This window comes from Salinibacter sp. (genome assembly GCF_036626415.1).
Taxonomy (GTDB): Bacteria; Bacteroidota; Rhodothermia; order Rhodothermales; family Salinibacteraceae; genus Salinibacter.
In genome coordinates, this window is sequence record NZ_JAZKRW010000068.1 from 1 (window position 1) to 16,114 (window position 16,114).

Genomic DNA, 16,114 nt, shown 5'->3' on the forward strand with positions numbered 1-16,114 from the left:
GGATCGCTCAGGGCGTACTCTAAAAGCACTTCCTCGCTTCGCTCACGGCGCACTCTAAAAGCACTTCCTCGCTTCGCTCACGGCGCACTCTAAAAGCACTTCCTCGCTTCGCTCACGGCGCAAGGCGTTCGAGCGTCCAGTCGGCGTCCGCGTCGTCTCGGCGGTAGCGGAGGCGGTCGTGGAGGCGGTTGGGGCGGCCCTGCCAGAACTCGATCTCCGTGGGGTGCACCACGTATCCGCCCCAGTGGGATGGCCGGGGGATGTCGTCCCGGTCCTCGTACTCGTCGGTCACTGCCGCGAGCTTTTGCTCCAGAACCTCACGGTCTTCGATGACGTGGCTCTGCGGGGAGGCCCAGGCGCCCAGCTGTGCGCCGCGCGGGCGGCTGTGGAAGTAGTCGGTCGACTCCTCGTCGGGCAGGCGCTCGACCGGCCCTTCCACGCGCACCTGTCGCTCCAGCGGCTTCCACAAAAAGGTGAGCGCCGCGTGCGGGTTCTGGCTCAGGTCGGTGCCCTTGCGGCTCTCGTAGTTCGTGTAGAAGTGGAAGCCGCGGGCGTCGAGCCCCTTCAGTAGGACGATGCGGGCAGAGGGCGTCCCGTCCGCGGCGGCGGTCGAGAGCGTCATGGCGTTCGGCTCCTCCAGTTCCGCGTCCTGGGCCTCGTCGAACCAGTCCCGAAACTGCTCGATCGGGTCGTCGGTCACGTGCTCGCGGCTGAGCTGGGCCCGGGCGTATTCCTGGCGCAAGTCGGCAAGGGTGGACATGCATTGACACAGGTTGTGACACAAACACGGCTGAACCGCAACGACCGGTGCGACGCCTCGTTTCGCCCCGTCGCCATCTGTTGCGCGGGGGTAATACTGCGTCGGAACGTTCAATGTTAAACGTTCCCACGTCCAACGCGATCACCGCCAGATCTCCATCCGCAGGCCGCGGTCGTTGCGGGGAGCAGGAGCGTCTCGGGGCGGGCACCGCTCGGCCGTGCCCCGATGGATCCGGCGGGCCGTCCAGCACGCCGCGTGGGCGTCGAGCACATCGTCGGCACCGAGCGGACCGCCCGGACGAACGTCGAGAACTGTTTCCACGTCCGGAAAGCCGTTCGCCGTCAAGAGGGCGGTGCGCCTCGTTTGGCCGGCGTCGGTGTGCTTGCTGTGCTCGACGGGCGTGTCGCCATTCATGGCGTAGAAGGCGAGCTCCGGGTGCACCTCGCGGACATGCTCCTGGCGGGCCGGCGTCACGTGCTCGGCCAAGGCGCGCATCTTGGGCAACAGATAGAAGGCCTGCTTCGTGAGGCCGGGGGCGTCGGGGCCGCTGGCGCGATTGCGGCGCTGCGCCGCCTCGTAGGTCTCGGCCCCGAGGGCGGCGTACGCGGGGGGCGAGAAGACGCTGCTCCCCCGCGGGTGGCCCAGCAGCTGGCGCGCGGCCCGGTCGCAGGCCCGCCCGCCCGGCACGGCCCGGTCGGGCAGCCCAAGTACCATATCGACGCCGAGCACGGCGGGGGCTTCGGGCAGATCGAGCAGGGCGTCGGCGCCGTCGACGGTGCGGCACCGCGTGGTGCCGTCCCGAGGCCGGTGGAGGACGACCATCCAGCCGTCCCGAAAGCCGTCCGCCCCGGCCACCCAGGCGGTCGTTTCTGCGGGGGAGGTTTCTGTGGGGGAAGAAGGCATCGCGGGAGCACCCTAAAAATTTGCGCAGATGCTTTACGTCCGTTCTCCAACTTCTTCGGGGCCAGGGTGTTGGTTCTGGGAGCGCTTCCAACGTGCCATTTGCTTCGTATTACATCCGTAGACGTGCTTGCTGGATCGAGAGGCCCTCGCTCTGCTGGTCGAGACGTGAGCCGGGATGCGTGACGGCAGAATTTGCGTTGGCCCCTTCGCGTATCACGGATCACGAATCACGGATCACGAATCACGCCTCGCGATTTCTGACACACGCTGCTCCCTCCACCCCTGAAAATAACCCCGACGCTGGCATTCATGAAACTCCCCTTCTTCCTTGCGAGTCGCTTCGTGGCGGGCGAGACGCTGGAGGCGTCGCTTCCTGCCGTCGACGCGCTCAACCAGGACGGCCTTCACGTCGCGCTTGACAAGCTCGGCGAGCACGTCCATGACCGCGACGAGGCCCGCGCAGCGCGCGATACTTACATCGACCTCGTTCGCACCATGGCCGAGCGGGGCGCCCACGGGCAGCGCAACCGCATCTCAATCAAGCTCTCGATGATGGGGCAACTCATCGACGAGGACTTCTGCGAGGACAATTTGCGACAGCTTTTGGAGGTGGCCGCCGAGCACGACCTGTTCGTGCGGCTGGACATGGAGGGCAGCGACCTCACCCAGTCGACGCTCGACCTCTTCGAGGCCGTCTATCCCGACTTTCCCAACCACGTGGGGCCGGTCCTGCAGGCGATGCTGAAGCGGACGGACCGCGACATCGACCGCATGTGCGAGCTGGGTGTGAGCGTGCGCCTCTGCAAGGGCGCCTACGCGGAGCCCGAGGCGATCGCCTACCAGGACATGAGCCGGATTCGGGAGCGCTACCTCGATTACATGGAGCGGCTCCTGCAGCACACCGACTACTCCGGCATCGCCACGCACGATGACCGGCTCATCGAGGCCACGAAGGCCTTCGTGGACCGTCGCGACGTCGACCGGGATGACTTTGAGTTTCAGATGCTTTACGGCCTACGCCGCAGCACGCAGCGCGAGATGGCGGCGGACGGCTACAACATGCTCGTGTACGTGCCCTACGGCACCGAGTGGTTTCCCTACTTTTCGCGTCGCCTGCGGGAAAAGAAAGAGAACGTCTGGTTTGTCCTGCGCAGCTTGTTCAAGGGGTAGGGGCGAGGGGTCAAGCACGCGGGGCCCATGTGGTGCGGGCCGCCGCCAAGAGGGCGTCGGTCCCGGCGTGGTACAGGGCGTGGCGGGCTGTTTTCGGGGCGCCGCTCGTGTCGAGTTGTGCGGTGGCGCGGACGGGCGTGCCCCCTGTGGCCTCGGCCCGAAACTGCAGCGCGAGCCCGGTGCACCGGTGGGCGTCGAGCAGGGGATCGGGAAGGGTGCCCAGGGCCCACTCCAGGTAGCGGACGCTGTTGACGTGCCCGTTGAGGTCGAGGTCGTGGTAGCGGGCCGTCCAGGTCGTTTCGTGGTCGACGCGGGCCGGGCCGGGCAGGTCGTCGAAGTCGTGGGGCAGGGGCGGCGGCCGGTCGGGCGTGTCCAGGTCGTAGAGCGAGCGGGGCGGGCGCACGGGGCGTCGGCGCTCGGTGTCGATCACGAACCATCGGCTCGTGGCACGGCCCACCTCGGCGTCGTCGACGCTGAGAACAAACTCGCGCGTTGCGTGGAGGCCCTCCAGGCCCGACGGCCACGTGGCGATGGTGACGGCTTCGCCCGCGCCGGGCAGGCGGTCGAGCGCGAGGTGGAGGTGGGAGAGCACCCAGGCCTGATTCGTTTCCCGCAGCCGCCGCATTGAGACGCCGAGCGCGCCGGCGTGGTGGCCCGCGGCCTCCTGCAGGTAGACGCACAGGGCGGGCAGTGCGGCGGTGCCGTGCGGGGTGAGGTCGGAGGTGCGGACCGGGAGGGTCTCGGTCCAGGGGCTGGATGCGTCCATGGGCAGGGGGGCGTGGCGGCCATCAAGCGTTACGCGGAGGGGAGGTCCCGGAGGGCCGACAGGGCCTCTTCGTGGGCGCTCAGGGCGCGTGCGTCGAAGAGCACGAAGCGGATGAGCTCGACCGAGTCGAGGGAGGGCGCGGCGTCGAGAATCGTGCCCACGGCGATGCGGGCTGCCTCGTCGAGGGGATACCCGAAGGCCCCCGTAGAAATGGCGGGAAAGGCCACCGAAGAGACGTCGTTCTCCTCCGCCCGCCGCAACGCGTTCTCGTAGCCGGTGCGCAGCAGCTCGTCGGACGGCTCATCGCGCCCGTAGACGGGGCCGAGCACGTGGATGACGTGGTCGTTGTGGAGGTCGTGTCCGCCCGTGATGACGGCCTCACCGGGCTGAATGGGGGCCATGGGGCGCGTCTCGTCGGAAAGCCCGGGCCCCGCGGCCGAGTGGAGGGCGCCGGCCACGCCGCCCCCGGTTCGCAACTGCGCGTTGGCCGCGTTGACGACGGCCTCCACGTCGGGCTGCTTCACGATATTGCCCGCCGTGAGCTCAATCGTGACGCCGGTTTCGGTATGGGTCATGGCAGGGCTGCGGGGGACACGAAGAACAGCGACGAACAGAGTTGATGCTCTGGGGTACAGACTGTAGTCTCACGCCTTCGTTGTGTTCGTTTCCCAGAGACCGCTTGCGCCCCGTCCCGTCTGAGCGCACCCACCTCCATGAAGTACGATCCGATCAAAGACCGGCTCGGGGAGCTTGCGAGCCGCCACCCGCTGCTGCAGCGCCTGTTCTACGGGCTTCTCAACCTGCTTTTCCTGCGGGCGTGGTATGTGCGGCGCGAGGTGCGACGGCTCTTCGGGGCCCTGCCGGCGGACTGCCCGGCGCGGGTGCTCGACGCCGGCACGGGGTTTGGGCAGTACGCCTACTTCGTCGCCCGCACGTTTCCGAACGCCGAGGTGCGGGCCGTCGACGTGAAGCGCGAGTACCTGGAGCGGGCCCGCGCCTTCGTTGATCAAACGCCGCAGGCCGATCAGGTCGATTGGGCGATCGATGACCTGACGGCCCTGAAGTCGGAGGGCCCGTTCGACCTCATCCTGGCGGTGGACGTGATGGAGCACATCGCCGACGACGAGGCAGTATTCGAGCACTTTGAGCGCGTGCTGCGGCCGGGGGGACACGTCATCATCAACACACCCTCGACCCACGGGGGCTCGGACGTGCAGGCCGAGGGCGACGAGAGCTTCATTGGGGAGCACGTGCGGGAGGGGTACGGGCGCGCCGAGCTCGCCGACAAACTCCGCGCGGCCGGGCTAGAGCCGGTGCGGGGCCTCTATACCTACGGCCCGTACGGATCGGCGGCGTGGCGAGGGCTCATCAAGTGGCCGATGCAGATGCTGGGGGGGACGTGGGCGTCGCTCCTCGTGCTTCCGTTCTACTACGCCGCGGCGCTGCCCCTGGGCCTGTTGCTCAACGCGACTGACCTCGAACGCGACAACGCACGTGGCACGGGGCTCTTTATGGTCGCCCGCTGCTCGTCGAGGGCGGAGTAGCGGCGCTGGTGCCTCGAGACCGACGTCTCTTCATGAAATGTTTATATCTACTTCGCAAGTGTTGGACCCGTGCCGTTCACTTTCGCCGAACACCGGCACAATTTGGCGGTTCTCGACGGCGACACGCTTTGTGTTCCAAAAGGCCTAGCGTCGCGCCGTGTTGCTTCTGGGCCGCTCTTGGTACGAGACAGACGGACCCCGCCGTGAGGCCGACCGGAGGGCATTCCGACTCCACTTTCCTGACCCCGACGAACGCTTCCGCCCCGACCATGACTGTAGACAGCATCATGAGCTGCGACGTTGTGACGGTTACTCCGGACGCGGCGCTCGTGGACATCCGAAAACGCCTCCAAGAAGGAGGGTTTAATCACATGCTCGTCATTGAGGACGGGACGCTTTGCGGAGTGATCTCGGACCGTGACGTTCTGAAAGCGATCAGTCCCTTTCTCGACACCTACAGCGAAAAGCATCGCGACGTGAAGACGCTCAGCCAACCGGCATCGGAGATCATGCAGGACGACCCCATCACGGTCACGCCCGACACCGCGATCGAGGAGGCCTCTCGGATGCTGCTCGACCACCGCGTCTCGTCGCTGCCGGTGGTGGAGGGAAGCGATCTCGTGGGCATTGTTACGGGGAAGGACATGCTGGAGTACTACGTGTCTGCGGAGTCGTGACCCAGCGGCACGCGCAAGGGGCCGGCCCCTGGTCGCCAGTGCACGTTCAAGAGGGTGCTTTGGGGTGTGAACGGCTCGTCATTCTGAGAACGCGTTGTGCTATATGTGAGCAGTATGTGGATCTCGGTCTGAACGCCAGAACCCACCTTCGCCGTCGCTCCAAGCTTGACTTGGCGCCCATCCATCCGACAATTGCAACTGGTCCGTTCGGTTGATGGGCTCTGAATCGAGGTCTGTTAGAGTACACGGAAGCTCTTTTTGGGCAGAGACGCGCCCCCTTTCGGTGTGCTGCACATACGTTGCATTATGGCACAAGCCGTTCTGAGAAAGCTGTCAGGCGATCGAAGTGCTGCGTGGCGAGTGCTCTTGGAGTGAATCTCTTCGAATCGGGCGCTTCCGTCATATTTGGAGAGATCTTTCGACCCCGCTTCGCTCCGCTCAAGATGACTCCATTGGAAAAGGGTTTTCTTGAAACCGCACTGGGGCCTCAGGCCCCCGCCGAAGAACGCTGCGTCCCCATTGTCCGGGGAGGACCTGCGAGCCCCCCGGATTGATAAAACCCTGCAGGGTCTCCTATCTTACGAGCCCCCAGTGTCCTCCGTCCCCGACCCCCCTTCAGTCTGTGCAGACCAAGTATATTTTCGTGACCGGCGGCGTGACGTCATCCCTCGGCAAGGGCATCTTCAGCGCCTCGCTCGGGCGCCTGCTCTCCGATCGCGGGCTCGACGTGACGATTCAGAAGTTCGACCCGTACATCAACGTCGATCCGGGGACGATGAACCCGTACGAGCATGGCGAGGTGTACGTGACCAACGACGGCGCCGAGACGGACCTCGACCTGGGGCACTACGAGCGGTTCCTCGACCAGCCCACCAGTCAGGCCAACAACGTCACCACCGGGCGGGTCTACATGGAGGTGATTAGCAAGGAGCGAGAGGGGGCGTACCTGGGCAAGACCGTGCAGGTGGTGCCCCACATCATCGACGAGATTAAGCACTGGATGCTGAAGCTGGGGGAGACGGAGGACTACGACGTCGTGATCACCGAGATCGGCGGCACGGTAGGCGACATTGAGGGCCAGCCCTACCTGGAGGCCATCCGCCAGTTGCGCAACGAGCTGGGCCCCCGCAACACCATGATTGCTCACCTCACGCTCATCCCGCACCTGCGCGCCGCGGGCGAGCTGAAGACGAAGCCGACGCAGCACTCCGTAAAGGAGATGCTTGCCCACGGCCTCCAGCCGGACACCATCGTGTGTCGTTCGGAGCGGCCCATTACCGCGGAGGTGCGGCGCAAGATTTCCCTCTTCTGCAACGTTGAGGAGGAGGCCGTCGTCCAGATGCTCGACGCGGAATCAATCTACGAGGTGCCGCTCCTGCTCCGCGACGAGGGGATGGGCGAGTTCGTTGTCGACCGGTTCTATCCCGAGCAAGACGACGAGGACTGCAGCGAGCCGCCCGACCTCAGCGCGTGGATCGAGTTTTTGAAGCGGCTGAAGAACCCCGAAGAGACCATCCCCATCGCGCTCGTGGGGAAGTACGTGGAGCACCAGGACGCCTACAAGTCCATCACGGAGAGCTTCATCCTCGCCGGCGTGCCCGACGGGGTGCAGGTGGAGGTCGAGTACGTGCTTTCGGAGGACCTGTCGCCGGGCACCGTGGAATCGCGGCTCGGGGACGTGGCCGGCATTCTCGTGGCGCCCGGTTTCGGGGATCGGGGGGTGGAGGGCAAAATTCTTGCGTCCCAGTACGCCCGCGAACAGGACATCCCCTTTTTCGGGATCTGCCTGGGTCTGCAGTGCGCCATCGTCGAGTTTGCGCGGCACGTGTGCGGATGGGAGGGGGCGCACTCCACCGAGTTCGACGAGGAGACCGCCTACCCGGTCATCGACCTCATGGAGGAGCAGAAAGAGATCTCCGACAAGGGCGGCACCATGCGCCTCGGGCAGTACGACTGCCGCGTTCAGGACGGCTCGCGGGCCCACGAGATTTATGAGGCAGATGAGGTGCAGGAGCGCCACCGCCACCGCTACGAGGTGAACAACGTCCTCCGCTACAAGCTGATGGAGGAGGGGATGCGCTTCAGCGGCGTGAACCCCGACACGGACCTCGTCGAGATCATGGAGCTGCCCGACAAGCGCTGGTTCGTGGGCGTGCAGTTTCATCCCGAATACCGGACCACCGTGGGCGATCCCCATCCGCTGTTTCGGTCGTTCGTGCGGGCCTGCACGGCCTACGCCCACGAGCAGGACCTCTCCGCCTCGCCCCAGCCCCCAGAGCGCGAGGCCGTTCCCCTCGCCTCGGTGGACATGTAGGCACGGTGAGAGCGAGGAGGGAGCGAGTGAAGAGGGAGCACACGGTGGGAGCGAGGAGAGAGCACGCAAGGCAGTCCGGCCCGTCGGCCGTCACAGTCGTAGAGGCCCGGCCATGGAGACGCACCACGCGGGGGACCGGCGAGCTGCTGCCCCCAGTGCTTTGTGTGAACCGCCCCCCAACGTCAGAGCGTGCGAAGGAGGCCCAGCACGCGGCCGATGACGTAGTAGTCGGAATCGGTCGGGGAGAACGTTTCCTCGGCGTAGTGGGGGGTGGCCGGTCGAAGGTGAATCTTCCGGTTGGCAAACTCAAATTCACGCGCCAGCAATTGGTCCTGGAGGAGAACGGCCGCGAGCGTCCGGTTCCCCAGGTCGTCCCATTCCATTTCTTCGATCAAGAGGAGGTCGCCCTTCTGGATGCCCGTCTCGTTCATCCCGTCGTCCCCGGCCCGCCCGAGAAGACACGCGTTGGGGTCCCGGGCATTTCGCAGGAGCTGACGGTCTACCGAGAGGGTGCCGGTCGGCCGCTCCCGGAGTCGGTCCGGGTGGTCGCTGGGCGTGCGGCTTACGATCGGAAGGCTCGGGGCCCCTCCGTCCCGTCCGAGTGCGGTCTGGTCCTGATCCGTAAGGCGGATGCTCCGGGCCTTGTGCTTCTCGCGTTCGATCCAGCCCTTCTGTTCGAGCTTCTGCAAAAGCTTGTAGACGCCGTTCGTCGACGAGATGCCCAGGGCGTCGCCGATTTCCTGCAGGGTGGGCGGCTTCCGGTGGCGATTGAGGTACTGCTCAATGAAGTCGTACGCCCGATTCTGGCGCTGGGTAAGGGGGTCTTTGCTCATCGGCGGCAGGGACGAGAGGAACGAACGGCGGGCCGACGAAGGAGGCCGCTCTTCCCCGGTCCCCTTCGCACGCCCAGTTAACATATGTGTGGAAGGCCTAATAGAGCAAGAAGAAACAGGTGAAAATATTTTCTAGAGGGGGTGAAAATATTTTTCCCCATCGATGGAGTGGGGGGCGAGGGCGCGTCCGAGTATATGTGTGCAGGTTCCAAATAAGGGCGATTGGGGGCGGAGACCGCCTTTTTGCGGCGATATGTCTTGACATTGGACGGGGTGGGTGTACATTGTGGAGCCGCGTGGGGAAATGTGGGGAATCGTCCCAAGGGGTTGCGCTTCGCCATTCTTGTTTGCCGTTCCGCCGCGCGGACACGACGTCGCTCATGGGCTTCAAGGGACAGGCCGAATATTCCGTCGACAGCAAAGGCCGGGTGGCCATCCCGGCCAAGATGCGGAAGTCCCTGTCGCCCGCGGCGAACGAGACGTTTACGATCACGCGGGGCTTCGAGGATTGCATCTTCCTGTACCCGATGGACGAGTGGTCGGACATCGAGGAGGAGATTGAGGGGCTGAACATGTACGACCGGGAAGTTCGGAATTTCGTCCGCCTCATCATGCGGTGGGCCAGTGAGGTGTCCCTCGACGGACAGGGTCGCATCAGCATTCCGAATCCGCTGATCGACTTCGCGGGCCTCGGGGACTCGGCGCTCATCCTGGGGACGTTCGACCACATCGAAATTTGGGCCCCGGAGCAGTTCGATGGGTACCTCGACGAGCAGGCCGACGACTACGAGACGCTCGCCGAGAGCGTCATGCGGTAAGGGCGACCTCGAGAGCGACCTCAAGGGCGACTTCCTGAAGGCAGGCGGATCAAGACCGATGACAGCCGACCGTTCGCAGGACGATTCTCCGTCGGAAGACGGGCCTCTTCGGTACGCCACGGACTTCCACGCCCCTGTTCTTTCACACGACGTACAGGACCGACTCGTCACCGACCCGTCCGGGCGCTACGTGGATGCGACCCTCGGCGGCGGGGGACACGCCCGCGCGCTGCTCGACGTGCTCGCCCCCGACGGGATTGTGCTTGGCATCGATCGCGATCCGGAGGCCCTCCGCACGGCCCGCACCCGCCTTGCCGACGAGCGCGAGGCGGGGCGCTTCCGGGCGGTGCATGGCACCTTCGGGCAGCTCCGAGACGTGTTGGCGGCCGAGGACCTCGTGCCCATTGACGGGCTGCTGCTCGACCTGGGCGTGTCGTCTCACCAGATCGACGTGCCCGACCGGGGCTTCAGCTTCCGAGACGAAGGGCCGCTCGACATGCGGATGGATCCGCAGCGGGGCCTCACCGCCCGGCAGGTCGTCAACGACTGGGACGAGCGTGACCTGCGCGATGTGCTCCGCGAGTACGGCGAGGAGTCGCGGGCCGGTCGCATCGCACGGGCGATTGTCGAGGCGCGTCCGCTCGACACGACGCGAGCCCTGGCGGCGGTCGTCGAAGACAGCGTGCCGCCCCCCGACACGGTAAAGACCTTGACGCGCGTCTTCCAGGCGCTCCGCATCGTGGTAAACGCGGAGCTCGACGAGCTGGAGGACGTGCTGGAGCAGTCCACGGCGGCGGTTCGAACGGGCGGTCGCATCGCGGCGATCAGCTACCACTCCCTGGAAGACCGGCGGGTGAAGCGATATCTCCGATACGGCAACTTCGAGGGCGAGCCGCGCCGCGACCTGTACGGCACGCTGGTGGCCCCCTGGGCCGAGACGCCCCGCGGCCCCATCGAGGCCGGCGATGCCGAGGTGGCGGCCAACCCCCGGGCCCGAAGCGCGCGCCTCCGGGTCGCCGAACGCCGGGACGACGACGAGGCCGGGCGCCCGGTCCCGCCGCTCTCGTAGTGCAGACGCCGGGTCCCATTGACATTCGACACGACGCAATCCCATGAGCAAACGCAACGGCGCTTCCCATACGACGCGAGCGTCTGCCGGACGCTTCACACGGCACGGCCGTGGGGACGGGGCCCCGAGTCGAGAGGCTGCGTCGAGTGCTGCTTCCGACGGGTGGATTCGCCACGGCACCGCGCTTCCGGACTGGGCCGACCTCGAGCCTTCGCAGAACCGGCGCCGCCCCCCCTCCGAAGGTGCGTTCCTGGAAAACGTATCGACCCTGCGGTTTTCGCTGCTCATCCTCGCGGTCGCGGCGGTGTTTACCCTCTACGTGGGGCACGTGCACGCCACGACCGACCTGTACAACCAGCTCCAGCAGGCCCGGGCAGAACACCAGCGCCTGCACCTGAAGCACAACCGCCTTCAGGGCGAGTTCGATCGCCGCGTGGGCCCGTCGGTGATTTACGAGCGGGCCCGCGAGCTCGGGCTGCAGGGAAGCGTCACGTACGGACCGCCCATCACCGTTGAGTCGCCTTCTGCCGAATAACAGTGTACGGACTTCGGGGCGCCGCGGCGCCCCTTCGATTTGCGATTTGACCCCCAACTGCCATGAACCCCAAAGACCAAATTCTGGCCCGGATGTACGTGGCGCTGACGCTGCTGGGGCTTGCGCCGCTGGCCGTGGCGGCGCAGATGGGGCAGATCGTGGTCACGGAGACCGACGCGCTCCGGGACCAGGTGCGGGCGCAGGCCCGCTCGACGGTGACGATTCCGGCCATGCGGGGCGCCATCCTCGACCGGGAGGGGCGGGGCCTCGCGACCAACACGGCCCGGTACGACTTGGCCCTGGACCCCACGGTAGAGGGCTTCCAGGAGCAGGCGGGAACGTTCTTTGACAAGCTGGCTTCCCTGACCGGCGTTCCGGCGTCTCGGTACCGGGCGCAGGTGCGTGGCCGGTCCAGTCCGCAGTACGTGAAGCTGCGTGACGAACTCACGCCGCGCCAGTACGAGGCCATCCAGAAGTGGGACGTGCCGGGTGTGATTCTCACTCCGGAGTTTGGACGGCGCTACAACTACGGCACAACGGCGGCCCACGTGGTTGGACACGTGGGAGAAGAGGGGCACGGCCTCGCCGGGCTGGAATTGGCGTACGACGACACGCTCACAGGCACGCCCGGGCGTCGCATTGTGCGGCGGGACCGGAGCGGGCGCATCGAGGCGTACGTGGGGGGACAGGTGGTGCCGCCCGAGCGGGGCGACGACCTCAAGCTCACCATCGACCTGACGCGGCAGGCCGCCCTCGAAACCGAGCTCCGCCGCGGCGTGCGGGAAAGTGGGGCCGAGTGGGGCACCGCGGTGGCGATGGACCCGAGCACCGGGGCCGTTCTCGCGCTGGCCAATGAGCCGACCTACAACCCCAACCGGGCGGCCCAGGCCCCCAGCGGGGCGCGGCGCAATCGCGCCCTCACCGATCGCTTTGAGCCGGGATCCACGTTCAAACTCGTGGGGGCCGTTGCGGCGATCGAGCAGGACCTCGTGTCGCTCGACGACTCGGTCGAGACCGGCGATGGGTGGGCCGTCTTCCACGGCTATACGATGAAGGACGTGCAGGCGCACGGGACGATCTCGTTCGCCGACGTCATCGCGAAGTCGAGCAACGTGGGCATGGCCAAGACGGTGAAGGAGCTCGACGAAGGCACCTTCTACCAGTACGCCCGCAACATGGGCTTCAGCCAGCCCACGTGGGTCGACCTTCCGGGCGAGGTGGGCGGGGTGCTGAAACGGACGCCTCAGTGGAGCGCGACGACTCAGACCTCGATGGCCATCGGCTACGAGGTGTCGATCACGCCGCTGCAGCTGCTCACGGCCTACAGCGCGCTGGCAAACGGCGGCCTTATCAAGCGCCCCTACGTGGTCGACGAACGGCGGGACATGACGGGCGAAACCCTTTGGAAGAATGAACCGGAGACCATCCGCCGGGCCTTTCCGGAAGAGACGGCGGACACGCTCCGCTCCGCTTTTGAGCGTGTTGTGGAACGCGGAACGGGCACCAACGCTCAGGTGGAGGGCCTTCGCGTGGCCGGAAAAACGGGCACGGCCCTTCAGGTGGCGGGGGGCGAATATTCGGCGGACGAGACCCGTGCCTCCTTCGTTGGCTTCTTCCCCGCCGACGCGCCGGAAGTGGCGCTGCTCGTGGTGCTCGGGTCGCCCGAAGGCGGGCCCCACGGCGGCGAGGTGGCCGCGCCGGTGTTTCGGCGGGTGGCCCGCCGGTGGGCCGGCACGTTCCCGACAGTGGTGGCCCGGCGGACGCCGGACCCGTCGCCCGCCCCGGCGGCGCCGGTCGACGCTCGTCCGCCGACGGACACGCTTCCGTCGGGCCGGCCGGACGCGATGCCCGACCTGACGGGCCTTAGCACACGGCGGGCGGTGGCGTGGCTGCGCGAACGGGACATCGAACCGCAGCTTCAGGGAGGGGGAACGGTGGTGCGACAGCGGCCTCGTCCCGGCGCCGCCCTGCCGACGACTCGTGCCCTTCTCACGGCCGCCGAGTGAGCCGATGCCGGGCCCTACCTTTGCACAGACTGAGCACGCCGCCGCGACGGCGCCCGATCCCCTCCCATGGTCGACGTTGCGGCGTCGGCTGCAGAAGGCGGACCTGCTGGACCACACGATTGCGGGGGCGAAGGCCCCCGACCCCGACACCCTTGTGCTCGATGGCCTGACGGACGACAGCCGGGCGGTGACGCCGGGCGGCGGCTTCGTCGCAATTCGCGGCGAGGAGGCCGACGGCCACTCGTTCATTGACATGGCGGTAGAACACGGCGCGCGCCTGGTTCTGTGCGAGGCGGTGCCCGAACAGGCGCGCAGGCGCTTCCCCGAGGCCGTATTTGCTCGCGTGGCGAACACGCGGACGGCCCTGGCCGAGGGGGCAGCCGCCCTCTACGGCGATCCGGCCGACGCACTGCGCCTGGTGGGGGTGACGGGCACCAACGGGAAGACCACGGTCGCCTTCCTCGTCCATCGTCTGCTGAAGATGCTTGGGACGACCCCGGGGCTGCTCAGCACGATTGAGGTCCGGGCGGGCGACCAGGCGACCGCCCCCGACCTTACGACGCCGGGGCCGCTGGTCCTGCACCGAACGCTGCGGCGCATGGTGAACGCCGGCTGTACGGCGTGTGCGATGGAGGTGTCGTCCCATGCCCTCGACCAGGACCGCGTGCACGGGCTCGACTATGAGGTGGCGATCTTTACCAACCTCTCGGTCGATCACCTGAACTACCACGACACGCCGGCGGCCTACCGGGCGGCGAAAAAGAAGCTGTTCGACGGCCTCTCTCCCGACGCGACGGCCCTCTACAACGCCGACGACGAGGAGGGGCCCGCGATGGTGGCCGATACGGACGCCGACGTCGTGTCCTTCGCGCTTGACGGCGCGGCGGACATTGAGGCGACCGTGCTGGAGGCCCGGATTGACGGGCTGCGGGTCCGCCTCGATGGGCGAGAGCGCGACGTCCGCCTGGCGGGGCGCTTCAACGCCTCCAACCTGGCGGCCGCCTACGGGGCCGGCACCGCGCTCGGGTACGCGCCGGACGCCGTGGCCGACGCCCTGGCCGAGGCGCCGCCGGTGCCGGGCCGCTTCGAGCCACTGCGCTTCGACGACGGCACGACGGTCATCGTCGACTACGCCCACACGCCCGACGCGCTGGAGAACATCCTGCGGGCCGTGCGCGACACGACGCCCGAGGACGCTGCGCTCTGGTGCGTCTTTGGCTGTGGGGGGGACCGGGACCCGAGCAAGCGCCCCACGATGGGCCGCATCGCCGAGCAGCGCGCGGACCGCACCATCGTGACCAGCGACAACCCGCGCACGGAGGCGCCGGTGGCCATCCTGCGGGACATCCGCGACGGGGTGGAGCGGCCGGAGTCGATGCGCTGGATTGTGGACCGGGAGGAGGCCATCCAGGCCGCGGCCGACGCGGCGCGGCCGGGCGACGTGGTGGTGATCGCCGGCAAGGGCCACGAGGCGACGCAGACCATTGGCACCGACACGCGCTCCTTCGACGATCGCGAGATGGCACGACGATATTTTGGTTGAGCGGGAGCATGGGGGCGCGGGGGCAGAAGCGCTCATGCTCCCACGCTCTCGACTCCCACGCACCATGCTCTACTACCTCATCGACTACATTGAGCGGCTCTACCACCCGCCGGGGTTCCAGGTGATTCGGTTCATCACCGTGCGGGCGGCGCTGGCCTCCATCACGGCCCTCGGCATTGCGCTGGGGGCGGGCCGGGGCATCATCCGGTGGCTCCGGGCGCAGCAGCTGGGGGAGCAGGTGCGGGAGGGCGAAGCGGCCGGGGCCATTAGCCACGCCCACAAGGCGGGCACGCCGACGATGGGCGGCATCATCATCCTGCTGTCCGTGGGCGGGGCGACGCTGCTCTGGGGGGCCGTCGCCAACACGTACGTCTGGCTCTCCCTCGTGGCGATGGGAGGGCTCGGCGTGGTGGGATTCGCCGACGACTACGTGAAGACGGTACGGAAGCAGAAAGACGGGCTCAACGCCGGGTACAAGGTGGCGGGACAGGTCGCCGTCGGGCTTCTCGTGGGGGGCGTGCTGTACTTTCATCCCGACTTCGCGGCCTACAATACGTTCACGTTCATTCCCTTTTTGAAAGACCAGGTGCTCGATTACGACCTGTTCCGGTTTCTGGAACTGGGGGTCGACCTCGGATGGGCCGTGTACCTTCCGGTGACCGTCTTCATCGTGACGGCGGCCTCCAACGCGGTGAACCTGACCGACGGCCTCGACGGCCTGACGACGGGCGTGACGGCGTTCGTGTCGCTCGGCCTCGTTGCGCTGGTGTACATCTCCGGCAACGCCCAATTTGCGGCGTTCCTGAACGTGATGTACCTGCCAGGGACCGGGGAGCTGACGGTGTTCGTCGCGGCCGTCACGGCGGCCTGCTTCGGGTTTCTCTGGTACAACGGGTACCCGGCCACCGTCTTCATGGGCGATACCGGCGCGCTTGCCCTCGGGGGGGCCGTGGGGAGCACGATCCTCATGGTGCGAAAGGAGCTGCTGCTGCCCCTGCTCGGCGTCGTGTACGTCGCGGAGGCGGTCTCAGTCATCCTGCAGACCAGCTACTTCAAGTACACGCGGCGCCGCACCGGCAGCGGGAAGCGGGTCTTCCAGATGGCGCCGTTGCATCACCACTACGAGGCCCTCGGCCTCCACGAGGCGAAAATCGTAACGCGCTTTTGGATTGTGAC

15 protein-coding genes are annotated in these 16,114 nt (G+C 67.0%); 10 read left to right on the forward strand and 5 right to left on the reverse strand.

Translation table 11 applies throughout. The annotated features are described in order from the left end of the window. Positions 1–112: 112 nt before the first annotated feature. Positions 113–760, reverse strand: coding sequence for a pyridoxamine 5'-phosphate oxidase (pdxH, locus tag V5A20_RS08810; RefSeq protein ID WP_332327140.1), 648 nt, complete (start codon positions 758–760; stop codon positions 113–115). 141 nt (positions 761–901) lie between these two features. Beyond that, entirely contained in the window at positions 902–1,663 is a 762-nt protein-coding gene (locus V5A20_RS08815) for a DUF429 domain-containing protein (RefSeq protein ID WP_332327141.1), read from the reverse strand. A gap of 309 nt (positions 1,664–1,972) precedes the next feature. On the opposite strand from V5A20_RS08815, the gene V5A20_RS08820 reads away from it, so the two are divergent. Next, positions 1,973–2,833, forward strand: a complete 861-nt coding sequence (locus tag V5A20_RS08820; protein WP_332316014.1) for a proline dehydrogenase family protein — start codon at positions 1,973–1,975, stop codon at positions 2,831–2,833. Between the two features lie 10 nt (positions 2,834–2,843). Here V5A20_RS08820 and V5A20_RS08825 read toward each other — a convergent pair whose 3' ends face one another. Together V5A20_RS08825 and V5A20_RS08830 are read right to left on the reverse strand one after the other, a co-directional pair. Continuing rightward, entirely contained in the window at positions 2,844–3,599 is a 756-nt protein-coding gene (locus tag V5A20_RS08825) for an acyl-[acyl-carrier-protein] thioesterase (protein ID WP_332316013.1), read from the reverse strand. A 29-nt stretch (positions 3,600–3,628) separates the two neighbouring features. After that, positions 3,629–4,174 (reverse strand): macro domain-containing protein, encoded by a 546-nt coding sequence (locus V5A20_RS08830; RefSeq protein WP_332316012.1) that lies wholly within the window; start codon positions 4,172–4,174, stop codon positions 3,629–3,631. A 138-nt stretch (positions 4,175–4,312) separates the two neighbouring features. Between V5A20_RS08830 and V5A20_RS08835 the strand changes: the two genes are divergently transcribed. From V5A20_RS08835 to V5A20_RS08845, 3 genes are all read left to right on the forward strand, one after another. Next, positions 4,313–5,143: a class I SAM-dependent methyltransferase gene (locus V5A20_RS08835; protein WP_332327142.1), complete on the forward strand. Its 831-nt coding sequence runs from the start codon at positions 4,313–4,315 to the stop codon at positions 5,141–5,143. Between the two features lie 269 nt (positions 5,144–5,412). Further along, the gene (locus V5A20_RS08840) at positions 5,413–5,820 is read left to right on the forward strand and encodes a CBS domain-containing protein (RefSeq protein ID WP_332316010.1); all 408 of its coding nucleotides are present in this window, start codon (positions 5,413–5,415) and stop codon (positions 5,818–5,820) included. 622 nt (positions 5,821–6,442) lie between these two features. Continuing rightward, the gene (locus V5A20_RS08845; protein ID WP_332316009.1) at positions 6,443–8,134 is read left to right on the forward strand and encodes a CTP synthase; all 1,692 of its coding nucleotides are present in this window, start codon (positions 6,443–6,445) and stop codon (positions 8,132–8,134) included. A gap of 182 nt (positions 8,135–8,316) precedes the next feature. Here V5A20_RS08845 and V5A20_RS08850 read toward each other — a convergent pair whose 3' ends face one another. Continuing rightward, positions 8,317–8,967, reverse strand: coding sequence for a LexA family protein (locus tag V5A20_RS08850; protein WP_332316008.1), 651 nt, complete (start codon positions 8,965–8,967; stop codon positions 8,317–8,319). 347 nt (positions 8,968–9,314) lie between these two features. Between V5A20_RS08850 and mraZ the strand changes: the two genes are divergently transcribed. The 6 genes from mraZ to mraY form a co-directional block, all read left to right on the forward strand. Beyond that, on the forward strand, positions 9,315–9,785 hold the full coding sequence (gene mraZ, locus V5A20_RS08855) for a division/cell wall cluster transcriptional repressor MraZ (protein ID WP_332316007.1): 471 nt from the start codon (positions 9,315–9,317) through the stop codon (positions 9,783–9,785). A gap of 58 nt (positions 9,786–9,843) precedes the next feature. Further along, on the forward strand, positions 9,844–10,854 hold the full coding sequence (rsmH, locus tag V5A20_RS08860; RefSeq protein ID WP_332316006.1) for a 16S rRNA (cytosine(1402)-N(4))-methyltransferase RsmH: 1,011 nt from the start codon (positions 9,844–9,846) through the stop codon (positions 10,852–10,854). A 43-nt stretch (positions 10,855–10,897) separates the two neighbouring features. After that, positions 10,898–11,389: a hypothetical protein gene (locus V5A20_RS08865; protein ID WP_332316005.1), complete on the forward strand. Its 492-nt coding sequence runs from the start codon at positions 10,898–10,900 to the stop codon at positions 11,387–11,389. A 62-nt stretch (positions 11,390–11,451) separates the two neighbouring features. Beyond that, positions 11,452–13,395, forward strand: coding sequence for a penicillin-binding transpeptidase domain-containing protein (locus V5A20_RS08870; protein WP_332316004.1), 1,944 nt, complete (start codon positions 11,452–11,454; stop codon positions 13,393–13,395). A 4-nt stretch (positions 13,396–13,399) separates the two neighbouring features. Continuing rightward, on the forward strand, positions 13,400–14,938 hold the full coding sequence (locus tag V5A20_RS08875; RefSeq protein ID WP_332327143.1) for a UDP-N-acetylmuramoyl-L-alanyl-D-glutamate--2,6-diaminopimelate ligase: 1,539 nt from the start codon (positions 13,400–13,402) through the stop codon (positions 14,936–14,938). Between the two features lie 64 nt (positions 14,939–15,002). Continuing rightward, a partial coding sequence (mraY, locus tag V5A20_RS08880; protein WP_332316002.1) for a phospho-N-acetylmuramoyl-pentapeptide-transferase occupies positions 15,003–16,114 on the forward strand: 1,112 nt, incomplete at its 3' end.